This is a genomic window from Clostridium lapidicellarium (assembly GCF_041224415.1).
Lineage (GTDB): Bacteria > Bacillota > Clostridia > Clostridiales > Clostridiaceae > Clostridium_B > Clostridium_B lapidicellarium.
Window position 1 is genome coordinate 23,643 of the sequence record NZ_JBGFFE010000029.1, and the last position, 10,840, is coordinate 34,482.

11 protein-coding genes, 2 pseudogenes and 2 riboswitches are annotated in these 10,840 nt (G+C 33.8%); of the genes and pseudogenes, 6 read left to right on the forward strand and 7 right to left on the reverse strand.

Annotated features, from left to right (window positions below):
• The first annotated feature begins 61 nt into the window (after positions 1–61).
• Positions 62–161, forward strand: a riboswitch (TPP riboswitch).
• 51 nt (positions 162–212) lie between these two features.
• Positions 213–320: riboswitch (TPP riboswitch) on the forward strand.
• A gap of 85 nt (positions 321–405) precedes the next feature.
• From thiC to AB8S09_RS14325, 6 genes are all read left to right on the forward strand, one after another.
• The gene (thiC, locus tag AB8S09_RS14300; protein ID WP_294184348.1) at positions 406–1,719 is read left to right on the forward strand and encodes a phosphomethylpyrimidine synthase ThiC; all 1,314 of its coding nucleotides are present in this window, start codon (positions 406–408) and stop codon (positions 1,717–1,719) included.
• Entirely contained in the window at positions 1,709–1,942 is a 234-nt protein-coding gene (gene thiS, locus AB8S09_RS14305) for a sulfur carrier protein ThiS (RefSeq protein ID WP_367112700.1), read from the forward strand. The genes thiC and thiS overlap by 11 nt, the downstream gene beginning before the upstream one ends.
• A gap of 57 nt (positions 1,943–1,999) precedes the next feature.
• Complete coding sequence (locus AB8S09_RS14310) at positions 2,000–2,770, forward strand: thiazole synthase (RefSeq protein ID WP_294184346.1); 771 nt, start codon at positions 2,000–2,002, stop codon at positions 2,768–2,770.
• A gap of 17 nt (positions 2,771–2,787) precedes the next feature.
• Positions 2,788–3,897, forward strand: coding sequence for a 2-iminoacetate synthase ThiH (gene thiH / locus AB8S09_RS14315; RefSeq protein WP_294184344.1), 1,110 nt, complete (start codon positions 2,788–2,790; stop codon positions 3,895–3,897).
• On the forward strand, positions 3,894–4,505 hold the full coding sequence (locus AB8S09_RS14320; protein ID WP_294184342.1) for a thiamine phosphate synthase: 612 nt from the start codon (positions 3,894–3,896) through the stop codon (positions 4,503–4,505). Before thiH ends, AB8S09_RS14320 begins: the two co-directional genes overlap by 4 nt.
• Positions 4,506–4,791: 286 nt before the next feature.
• Positions 4,792–5,379: a DUF3267 domain-containing protein gene (locus AB8S09_RS14325; RefSeq protein WP_369869374.1), complete on the forward strand. Its 588-nt coding sequence runs from the start codon at positions 4,792–4,794 to the stop codon at positions 5,377–5,379.
• A 146-nt stretch (positions 5,380–5,525) separates the two neighbouring features.
• Here AB8S09_RS14325 and AB8S09_RS14330 read toward each other — a convergent pair whose 3' ends face one another.
• The 7 genes and pseudogenes from AB8S09_RS14330 to AB8S09_RS14360 form a co-directional block, all read right to left on the reverse strand.
• Positions 5,526–6,953: a Na+/H+ antiporter NhaC family protein gene (locus tag AB8S09_RS14330; RefSeq protein ID WP_369869376.1), complete on the reverse strand. Its 1,428-nt coding sequence runs from the start codon at positions 6,951–6,953 to the stop codon at positions 5,526–5,528.
• A 243-nt stretch (positions 6,954–7,196) separates the two neighbouring features.
• Positions 7,197–7,880 (reverse strand): DNA alkylation repair protein, encoded by a 684-nt coding sequence (locus AB8S09_RS14335; protein ID WP_294184338.1) that lies wholly within the window; start codon positions 7,878–7,880, stop codon positions 7,197–7,199.
• A 26-nt stretch (positions 7,881–7,906) separates the two neighbouring features.
• The gene (locus AB8S09_RS14340) at positions 7,907–8,401 is read right to left on the reverse strand and encodes a hypothetical protein (protein ID WP_369869377.1); all 495 of its coding nucleotides are present in this window, start codon (positions 8,399–8,401) and stop codon (positions 7,907–7,909) included.
• Between the two features lie 132 nt (positions 8,402–8,533).
• Positions 8,534–8,980 carry a stage II sporulation protein M gene (locus tag AB8S09_RS14345; protein ID WP_369869378.1) on the reverse strand — a complete coding sequence of 149 codons (447 nt, stop codon included), beginning with the start codon at positions 8,978–8,980 and terminating at the stop codon, positions 8,534–8,536.
• Between the two features lie 19 nt (positions 8,981–8,999).
• Positions 9,000–9,314, reverse strand: a complete 315-nt coding sequence (locus tag AB8S09_RS14350) for a DUF3658 domain-containing protein (protein WP_369869379.1) — start codon at positions 9,312–9,314, stop codon at positions 9,000–9,002.
• A 117-nt stretch (positions 9,315–9,431) separates the two neighbouring features.
• Positions 9,432–9,791, reverse strand: a pseudogene (locus AB8S09_RS14355) (DUF1835 domain-containing protein); the annotation flags it as partial.
• Between the two features lie 52 nt (positions 9,792–9,843).
• Positions 9,844–10,648, reverse strand: a pseudogene (locus AB8S09_RS14360) (lipid II flippase Amj family protein).
• Between the last annotated feature and the right edge of the window lie 192 nt (positions 10,649–10,840).

Genomic DNA, 10,840 nt, shown 5'->3' on the forward strand with positions numbered 1-10,840 from the left:
TGACATATATCTTGATTTCACATGTAATTTATGTTATATTAAAGTCAATAAAAGAAAATAAAATTGTTTGTGGAGGAACCAATATGGTTGAGAAGGTTGAACCTGACTCTTTGAACTTGATGTAGTTAACACTACCGTAAGGAATCAAATGCTTAATATGTATATTCAGGGAGTGTTTGCATGCAAACACTCCTTTTTTTAAAAAATCAAATATTATGTTATAGGGGAGCCTGTATCAATGGGCTGAGAATAAGATGTTATCTTTTACCCTCATAACCTGATTTGGATAATGCCAACGTAGGGATAATTTATGCCGTCTTAAAACATGTAAAGTTTTAATTACCCTACGAGAAGCATTTTGCTTCTCATTTTTTATATATTAAATTAAAAGGAGAATGATAAAAAATGAATTATACAACTCAAATGGATGCAGCTAAAAAAGGTATAGCCACCAAGGAAATACAAACTGTAGCCAAGAAAGAAAAGATGGATGTGAGTGATCTCATGTATCGCATGTCCAGGGGCAGAGTTGTCATCCCTGCCAACAAAAACCACAAAAAATTAAGTGCAGAAGGTGTGGGAAAAGGACTGAAGACGAAAATAAATGTCAACCTCGGCATTTCAAAAGACTGCTCCAATGTAAACCTGGAACTTGACAAAGTAAAAAAAGCAATAGACATGAAGGCCGAAGCCATCATGGATCTCAGCTGCTTTGGAAAGACAAGAGAATTCAGGAGTAAATTAATAGCCATGTCCCCTGCCATGATAGGTACTGTCCCGATTTATGATGCAGTTGGTTTTTATGACAAAGAATTGAAAGACATAACTGCTGAAGAACTCCTTAACGTAATAGAAACCCATGCAAAAGACGGCGTTGATTTTATGACTATCCATGCTGGAATAAACAGAGAAACTGCACAAGTATTCAAGAGAAATCCAAGACTTATGAATTTTGTATCGAGAGGGGGAAGTTTACTCTATGCCTGGATGAATTTGAACAACAGAGAGAACCCCTTTTATGAATACTTTGACAGAGTTCTTGACATATGTGAGAAATACGATGTGACCATAAGTTTGGGAGATGCATGCAGATCCGGATGTATAAAAGATTCTACGGATCCAAGCCAGGTAAAGGAGCTAATGACTTTAAGCGAACTTGCAAAAAGAGCCTGGAAAAGAAATGTACAGGTAATGATAGAAGGTCCGGGTCATATGGCATTAAACGAAATAGAAGCCAACATGGAGCTTGAAAAAAAGCTGTGTCATGATGCCCCCTTTTATGTACTCGGTCCAATAGTGACGGACATAGCTCCTGGATACGATCACATTACAAGTGCCATAGGTGGTGCCATTGCGGCGGCTCACGGGGCGGATTTCCTGTGTTATGTAACCCCTGCTGAACACTTGAGGCTTCCCGACCTTCAAGATATGAAAGACGGAATCATAGCTGCAAAAATAGCTGCACATGCCGCAGATATTGCAAATGGAATCAAAGGTGCAAGAGACTGGGACAATGAAATGGCTCAAGCCAGGAGAAAGCTTGATTGGGACAAGATATTTGCTGTTTCAATAGATCCTGAAAAAGCCAAAAAATATAGGGAAAGTTCAATGCCAGAAGATAAAAAAACCTGCACCATGTGCGGTAAAATGTGTGCCGTAAGAAATATGAACAAAGTCATGGAAGGTAAAAACATAAATATACTTCGGGATGACGACTAAAAACTGCTTTTGGAAAGAAGGTGGAAAAATGTTTGTAAACGGAGAAAAGATGGATCTTGCTTCAGGTATGACTGTATCTCAATTACTTGATAAATTAAACATAAATGCGGAAACAGTAGCAGTTGAAGTGGATTTGGAACTGGTAGACAAAGAGCAGTATAAATCCAAAAAGCTCTCAAGCAGCTCCAAGGTGGAAATTATACGCTATGTTGGAGGTGGTTAAATATTTTATATGTTACATTGTCATACAAACAGATCAAATAAAAGGAGATTTTAATTTATGGATGAACTTACAATAGCAAATAAAAAGATAAAAAGCAGATTTTTTATTGGAACTGGTAAATTTACTTCAAACAAAATAGTGCCTGACATCATAAAAAGCTCCAGTGCACAGATTATAACTGTAGCGCTGAGACGTGTAGATATCCATGCTACGGACCCGGATGACAATATATTGAATTTCATAGATAAAAGCTGCATACTCGTGGCAAATACATCCGGTGCAAGAAATGCAGAGGAAGCCATAAGGCTGGCACATTTGGCCAAAGCAATCGGCTGCGGCAACTGGGTTAAAATAGAAGTTATTCCGGACAGCAAATATCTTCTTCCCGACAATTATGAAACTTTAAAGGCTACTGAAGCTCTTGTAAAAGAAGGATTCGTTGTGCTTCCCTACATAAGCCCAGATTTAATGGATGCAAGGAGATTGGTAGATGCCGGCGCTGCTGCAGTGATGCCGCTTGGTGCTCCCATAGGCACAAACAGAGGACTTAAAACCAAAGAACTCTTGAAAATTATAATTGATGAAATAGATATTCCCATTGTAATAGATGCAGGTATAGGCAAACCTTCCCACGCTGCAGAAGCCATGGAAATGGGTGCAGATGCGGTACTTGCAAATACGGCCCTTGCAACAGCAGGAGATCCAGTACTTATGGCTGATGCATTCAAACTTGCAATACAGGCAGGGAGAAAAGCTTTTCTTTCAAGACCCGGTGCCGAAAAAGAAACCGCCAGTGCCTCATCCCCACTTACAGGGTTTTTAAGATAAAATAGGAGATGTTTAAAATGACTTTTTATGATGTAGTACAAAAATTCAAAGACTTTGATTACCAGGACTTCTTTGAAAAAGTGACAGATAGGCAGATTGAAAAAATAATTGACAAAGAAAAACTGGATAAATGGGACTTTCTGGCCCTTCTCTCCCCTACTGCCGAAAAGCATATGGAAGAAATGGCACAGAAATCCCACAGGCTTTCACTTAAATACTTTGGGAAAAATGTGGTCATGTACACTCCGATGTACGTTGCCAACTACTGTTCAAACAAATGTGCTTATTGTGGATATAATTGTACAAATAAAATAAACAGAAAAGTGCTTACTCTCGATGAAGTTGACACAGAATCAAAAGCTGTACACGATATGGGATTCAGACATGTAATAATTTTAACGGGGGAATCCAGAAAATATTCGCCTGTCTCCTATATAAGAGATTGTGTAAAAATAATGAACAAGTATTTCAGTTCGATATGTCTCGAAATATATTCACTCAAAGAGGAAGAATACGAAGAACTTGTCAAAGCTGGTGCAGACAGTCTGACCATGTACCAGGAGACTTACAACCAGGAGGTATATTCAAAGGTTCATCTTGGAGGTCCAAAGAAAAACTACAGATATAGGCTTGAAACTCCAGAAAGAGCCTGTGAAGCAGGTATATATTCAGTAGGACTGGGTCCGCTGTACGGCCTCTATGACTGGAGACAGGAAGCTTTCTTTGGCGGACTGCACGGTGCATATATCCAGAAAAAATTCCCCGGAGTTGATGTAAACTTTTCGGTTCCGAGAATAAGACCCCATGCCGGCTCCTTCAACGATCTGCATGAAATAAACGATAAAAATATGGTTCAGATACTTCTTGCACTCAAACTATTTATTCCAAGATCAGGTACCAACATAACTACAAGGGAATCCAGAGAGACAAGAGACAATCTCATACCTCTCGGGGTAACAAAAATGTCTGCGGGCGTGACTACGGAAGTTGGAGGCCACACGCTAAAGAATCCAGGTGAAATGCAATTCGACAACTCCGATAAAAGAAGTCTGGAAGAAGTAAAACAGGCCATAATCAAAAAGGGATATTTCCCTGTAATGAAGGATTGGGAGCCTTTGGCACTGTGAAACAAAATTTATTTTTAGTGACAAATAGAAAGCTCGTAAAAAATAAAAACATGCTGGATATAATAAGAGAATCCGTACTTGCAGGCGCAGATGCCGTAATCCTGAGGGAAAAAGATTTGAATTCCGATAAAATAATCCCAATTGCTGAAAATATTAAAAAGATAACAGAACCCCAAAATGTACCTCTTATAATAAACAGCAATATGGAAGCTGCCTTGAAGATAAATGCCGAAGGATTTCATACAAGCTATTTAAATTATATGAACGGACATTTCAAGTTTAACGGTATTTTGGGAGTATCTGTCCACAGCACTTTGGAGGCAGTAAAAGCACAGGAAAAAGGTGCAGACTACCTCCTTGCAGGGCATATTTTCAAAACAGATTGTAAAAAAGGGTTAAAACCCAGAGGAATTGCATTTTTAAAGGATATACTGGATGAAGTTTCAATTCCGGTTATAGCAATAGGCGGTATAAATGAAACAAATATAGACGAAGTCCTAAAAACTGGTGTTTGTGGTGCTGCCGTAATGTCCTTTGTAATGTGTTCGAACAATCCCTATCTTACAACCTGTAATTTAAAAAAGCATTTTGGAAAAATCAATAATTGAATTTTCCTCATTTATTATAGAAAAGGCTTGGTAATGTTGAATTGCCGGGCCTTTTCTATATACAATGTTTTTTATCTATTTTGGTAGGTTTAAGTTTACATTTTATTTTAATTTACATAATATTTATAATGTTTACTGATCTAAATAAATTATAGAAGTTCTACACTGTTCACCTCTTATGTAGAACTTTTTCACAAATATTTATAAAAAGTGTTAAAATAATGTTGAAAATATATAATTTAGAAATATTTTTATAAGTATTTATTATTATTTGGGAGGATTATATATGAAATTATCGTGGAAGGGAAAATTTAAATCTGAAAACTTATTGAAAAGTGACATACCAAAAAATGCAGCTTATTTTTATGATATAAAGTTTATATGGGAATCCTACATTGCTATCGTTCCAATTCTTTTATTGGGAGTATTTCTTCTATTTATAAAATCCAAATTTATTACACACGGACTTATATTTACGTATTTGGGAAGGACTTTGGGAATTATATTAGGATTCTCTTCCATAATAATTCACGAATTTCTTCATGCCATTGCCTATCCGTCAGAAGCTGAAGTGGAAATGTTTTATTCCTATGCCGGGCTGGGTGTAATGTCAACTTACCCAGTTCCAAAATGGAGGTATATATTTATAGGTTTCTTTCCATCATTTGTACTGGGAGTTATACCATTCATCCTTTGGTTATTCATCCCTTTAACTCACCCTACATTAAATACCATAGTATTTATATTTGCATGGTGCAGCCTGGGTATGTCAACTGCTGACTACGATACTATATTTCACGCACTGAAGGAAGTGCCGGAAGGGGCAGTCATACAAGGTGACGGGACGGATGCTTACTGGTATATTCCAAATTAATTATTTTCGATACTTTCTGTTTCTGAATATTAAATAAATTTGCTCATTTAGTATTTCCATTTTATAGCATAATCCTGATGATATGTTTAAATTCTTCTTGGTGTATCACATATATTTTGAGAATAAAGCATAAAAATTTTATCTTCTTAAACTAGAAATGTAAATATTATAAATAATATGGAAGAGATTATTATGGATATGATACTATACGGTAAGATTGTCTTGACATGCTTCATTAAGGGAACTTCAGCTATTGTAGATGATAGTATTGCAGTTTCACCAAGAGGTGAAGCATTGTCACCTAGAGAACCGCTAGTAAGTACGGCTCCGATAACTAATGGCAAACTGGAATTGGTGGTCATTGCAAGAAGTATAGCTATCGGCATTAATAATGCCCATGTTCCCCAGGCAGAACCCATAAAATAGGATGCTGCACACCCTATTAAAAATATCATAACTGGTATTAGTACAATTGGTATTTGCGGTCCAATTGTATTGATAATAAATTTTGTGAATCCTAAATCTTTTATTATACTTGATAATCCCCAACTTAAAATCAAAACTATTATAGGAGGCATCATTTCATTTCCACCTATTAAAAAGTGACTTTCTATTTCATCCATGGGAATTTTTTGAATTAGATAAAATATCGTTGTAACAACAAGTGAGACTGCACCTGATATTAAAATAGATTTCTCAAATTCTGCATTCATTACAGCCCCTAAAAATCCCTGTCCTTTGCCTTTTCCAGTATACCAAAAGAAAAAAAATGTAGTTAAAATAAGTATTATTAATGGAAAAATTAAATTAAGTGGCCTTGGTGGAGCTTTTTCTTCAAATTCACACTGTTCATGTGCTTCATGATCGTGTACATTTTTTTGACTAGTTTCTTTTGAATCATTAATTCTATCAACCATTTTATCAAATTTCATGTTAAAAAATATTATACCTATGCTTATGAGTATCATAATAATAGCATAGAAATTATATGGTATGCTCCTAATATATAAATTATAAGCTGATTGATTAACTCCTACTTTACTCAAGGATGAATTAATGACCCCTACTATATAGCCTACGTAGGTAGTTCCAAATGGAATTAAAATAATTAATAGGCAGGAGGTTATATTCACTATTACAGCTAATTTATCCCTGCTGCCTTTCGTTTTCTCTATCAGTACCTTGCCGATAGTTCCTGAAGAAATGGCATGAAAACAACAATCAATAAAAGTGAAAATAGATACCAGCCATACACTTCCCAAAGCTCCTTTTTCAGTTTTTACATATTTGCTTGCAATCTCTGAAAATCCTTTTATTCCGCCGGATAATTTCATAATTTCTCCAAAAGCTCCAAATATGAATAAAAACATTATTATATATATGCTCTCTTCACCTGCTGCCGATTTAACAAGATGTTCAACAGCTATAATGCACCCATTAATTATATTTCCATTTGCTAAAAATATACCCCCGGCTAAAATACCCACAACAAGTGCAGATATAATTTCTTTTGTAATCATCGCTAATATAATAACTACAATTGGTATAAATAAAGAAATTAATCCTTGACTCATATTTTCTCCTTTTCTTTAATATTATTATTATACTTATTATTTTCATGCAACACTCTTATTACTTTTAACTACACAGTGAAACATTATACTAATATATTTAAATTAGGGAGAAAAAATGCGCTTGTCTTCCTGGATTCAGTCTTCCTGTAAAAAGAACAAATAGCAAATAACTAAAACCTTCCAAAACAATACCTGAAGCTAGCATATAAATATTTTTTTGAACACTTATGCATATTCCTATGGTTATTTACGTTTCATGTTTTTAATAATTAACTTTGTCCCATCATCAACCCTGTAAGATTCCGCTATTTTCTGAAGTGATTTATTATATGTAAAATCATCTAAAGAATTATTCTTTAAATATAGCATTGTGCTTTGGGGAAATTTTATATAACAAATTGACACAGCCCAGGCAACTGCCATTTTTACATAATAGTCATCTTTCTTTACCTTATCCAAAATATCAAGCACAGGATTTATATAAACTTCATCTATATAGAAATCCAGCAGAACCACTACTCCAAAACGAATATAAAATTCTTTATCTGATTTCAAATAGGGCTGTATAAAATTCCAAACTCTTTCTTTATTTAACTTTATGAATTTAAGTCCATTACAAAAGCTGTCACAAATACCCCAGCCGTCAATCTTAGGAATAAACTCACCAATAAGCCGAAGTCTTTCCTCTACATCTACCTTTACACACCCTATCACTATCCCCTGAAGCATTATTTCCTCATAGTAGTCACTTTCAGCTGTTTTGAGATATTCTCTCCAATCTCCTTTTGCTATTTCCTTTGCAAGTTTTCTCAAGAGAGGCATTCTAACTCCAATTATACTGGAATCAGTGGGAGATATCTTAGTATTGAATTCCTTGTATTTTTCATCTGACAGTTCAAAAATTTTTTCCCGTATTTTTTGATTCAATTTCATTCTCCTTACCTTACAAAATACTACCCAAAAAAGTCATTATATTTAATATCTATACCACTAGCTGAATCAATTTTTATACCAAAATGGCCACTTGCTTTTTTTCCAGCAATTCTAATTATATATTTTCCCTGTTTGGAAGTTGTGAAATTTAAAGATGTTTTGTTATTATAGCTAGTTTTACTAATAATATTATAATTCGGGTCTAATATCACAACAATAAATTTACCATTATTAATTTTTGTATCATCGGTTATAGTTATCTTATTGTTTTTCGGAGAAGTAAATTCCATCAATGACCATCTTCCATCAAATTTGCCAAAATCAAAACTTTTTCCAGAATCAGCTTCCATATCATTTGTATGGCTGAAGAAACTTCTATCACCATCTGATGTACTCGTTAAATAACTATTAGAAAATTCACCATAAGAAATACCTTTATTTAAAAATATACCTACTACCGCAATCATTACAACTATCACCAGCAAAGAAATTATCAACTTGTCTCTTTTTCTCATATTCTTACCTCTTTCTTAATAATTAAATATCAAAATATACCATATAACCCAGCATATTCTTATATTCATAACCAATTATACTGCATTTACTGATCAATCGTCCATTATACTTTAGATATTATCTTTATTTTGTTATCCTATGTGTGGTATAATAAATGCTTCAATTAGTGCAGCCAAAATAAGCAAAGGAAATGCAAACAATTCAATTATGGTATGAGGTAAAATGCCTAAAAAAATCTCAGGAATTGTTATTTTGCCCTGCAAATCCGGTGTCAACGGTAAGTAAAAAATGAAACCTGTAACAGCTGCGGTTAATGCAATAGGCAAGTAGTAAATAAATGGAATAGGTACAAGAGATAAAATAAACATTTGCAGTGGAACTTTGACTCCATTATTGATTACATATTGAAGAAATTTTTCTAATTGTGTTTTACTGGTTCCTATGCCTTTATTGTCCGCCCAGTTAATAAACTTAAAGATATCCGGCTGGATAAGTGAGGATACGACAAAAGCAATTATAATGATTCCTAATGTGACAATTGAAAATCTGATTATTAATTTTCCAGACTCTTTTAGCATAAAATAAGCCTCCCATTTTTTATGATTTTTTTATTTTTAATTCTCGCATGAGGCTTAAATTACCTCTATAGTCAATTTTACTCTCTTTTATCAGTTCTGTTATTCTCCAGAAAATAAAGATATCAGATACATAATTTTTAGCTTTACCTATGACTTCCCCTACTGTTCTCGCACTACATATAAAATTTCTATATGTATAACGAAGGATCATGTCGTCAAAATAATCCACTTGAACACTTTTAACTTCATTGCCTTCACAAATACGCAGAATTAAGTTTTCTCTCTTCAGTTTCTCCCACAGTGCCATTAAACTGGAGCACTTGCTAAAGCCCATTAAATCCTTTACTCCTGTAAATTCACTCAACCTTTCAGGAATAACTTCTCCCACTGCTCTTGGTGTAAATTCATTTCTTTTTCCGATATTATAAGTAATATCTGATACATTTATGGTATACAAATTATGAATTCTGTCTTTAATCGTAGATAGAATATACAACATTCTACAAATTTCCTTTACATTGTTGCTATACCATATATAAATATCTTCATCTTTAATTTTCGTCAGATCCTCAGCAAGTTTTTTATAATGCTCCTGGATCTCCCCAAAAATTATGCTATTTTCTTCAATATATATTTTTTTATGTCAATTAATTCTTTCTTTTAATTCAATGAGTTCATCTATAGGACCATTGGATAGATCGTCAAAAAATCCTATTACTTTTTTACCCTCCAGCAGCCCTGTTCTAACTGCATATCTCATACCCGCCCAGGCACTGTCAGAACAGCATATATGTATTACCCCTTTTGCCACTTAATAAACCTCCTCTAGTGTCAATTACAACAAATTAATTTTATTTCACCATTTAAATCAACTTTGCTATAATTACTATTAGATTTGAAGCAGATACTAATATAAATTGTGCTAATATGCTACCTACAATCAATCCAGCAACAATAAAGATTATACAGCGATTAAATTCTAATTCTGTGCACTCCCCTTTTATCACATCATCAGTCATCATAGATAAATAAGGATCAATAAATATAACCATAAATATTGTTGAAACACTGTTAACTACAGATGCCAGCGTGCTACAAGTAGTTCTCAAATTTGGACTCAGGCACCCAGCATACAGTGATGATAAAACACTTACGCTGGATATAGAAAATGCAATAACATTTAATAAAATCACCTTTTTCGGGGTCTTCCTAAAGTTTCTCAATTCAGATAAATTTTCTCTTTTAGGAATTGAAATGCTATTTCTAAATTGCTCAATTCCCGATTTGGAAAATGCATGAATCATCAACTTAGGTAAGGATCTATAAGCACTAAATGATGTAACTAATTTGTCAAACACTTTTATAAAAGTTGGCATTAAAACTGCTCCAGCTATGGTAGCTAAAGTAATAGAAAAAATTATCCATCTGAAAATATAAAGCAAGTTACCAGAATTGCCGGTGTTTATACCATTTTCAATAGTTTTTGCTAATAATGGAGCTTGAATAGTATTGGCCGTTCTTTGTATGAGCACAAAAACATTGAATACAGCAAAAGATACTGCAATTCTGCCGGTTCTTATTCCCACAATTCTAGTAGAATATGCCAGCGTTCCTATTAAATAGATAATAAAGGTTAGCATAAAAAACTAAATATATCTGAATTGTCATTTTTCTTACCACCTTACAACTTTATTGGTTTATGTTTAGTACATTTCGTATATACTATATTGCTTCTAAAACAATTGATAAATAAATTATAAATAGCATAAGGAACATAATTCTCAGTATAATTTTATCTTAGTGTAAAATTACTGTAAGGAAAGTCTCTTATGGATAATATTATACAGGATTTTTGTGAAA

Excerpts from the sequence above, each read along its gene's own strand:
- thiS (WP_367112700.1), top strand. The coding sequence starts at position 1,709 with ATGACGACTAAAAACTGCTTTTGGAAAGAAGGTGGAAAAATGTTTGTA.
- thiH (WP_294184344.1), top strand. The coding sequence starts at position 2,788 with ATGACTTTTTATGATGTAGTACAAAAATTCAAAGACTTTGATTACCAG.
- AB8S09_RS14340 (WP_369869377.1), bottom strand. The coding sequence starts at position 8,401 with ATGAGAAAAAGAGACAAGTTGATAATTTCTTTGCTGGTGATAGTTGTA.
- AB8S09_RS14345 (WP_369869378.1), bottom strand. The coding sequence starts at position 8,980 with ATGCTAAAAGAGTCTGGAAAATTAATAATCAGATTTTCAATTGTCACA.
- thiC (WP_294184348.1), top strand. The coding sequence starts at position 406 with ATGAATTATACAACTCAAATGGATGCAGCTAAAAAAGGTATAGCCACC.
- AB8S09_RS14350 (WP_369869379.1), bottom strand. The coding sequence starts at position 9,314 with ATGGGCTTTAGCAAGTGCTCCAGTTTAATGGCACTGTGGGAGAAACTG.
- AB8S09_RS14325 (WP_369869374.1), top strand. The coding sequence starts at position 4,792 with ATGAAATTATCGTGGAAGGGAAAATTTAAATCTGAAAACTTATTGAAA.
- AB8S09_RS14330 (WP_369869376.1), bottom strand. The coding sequence starts at position 6,953 with ATGAGTCAAGGATTAATTTCTTTATTTATACCAATTGTAGTTATTATA.
- AB8S09_RS14310 (WP_294184346.1), top strand. The coding sequence starts at position 2,000 with ATGGATGAACTTACAATAGCAAATAAAAAGATAAAAAGCAGATTTTTT.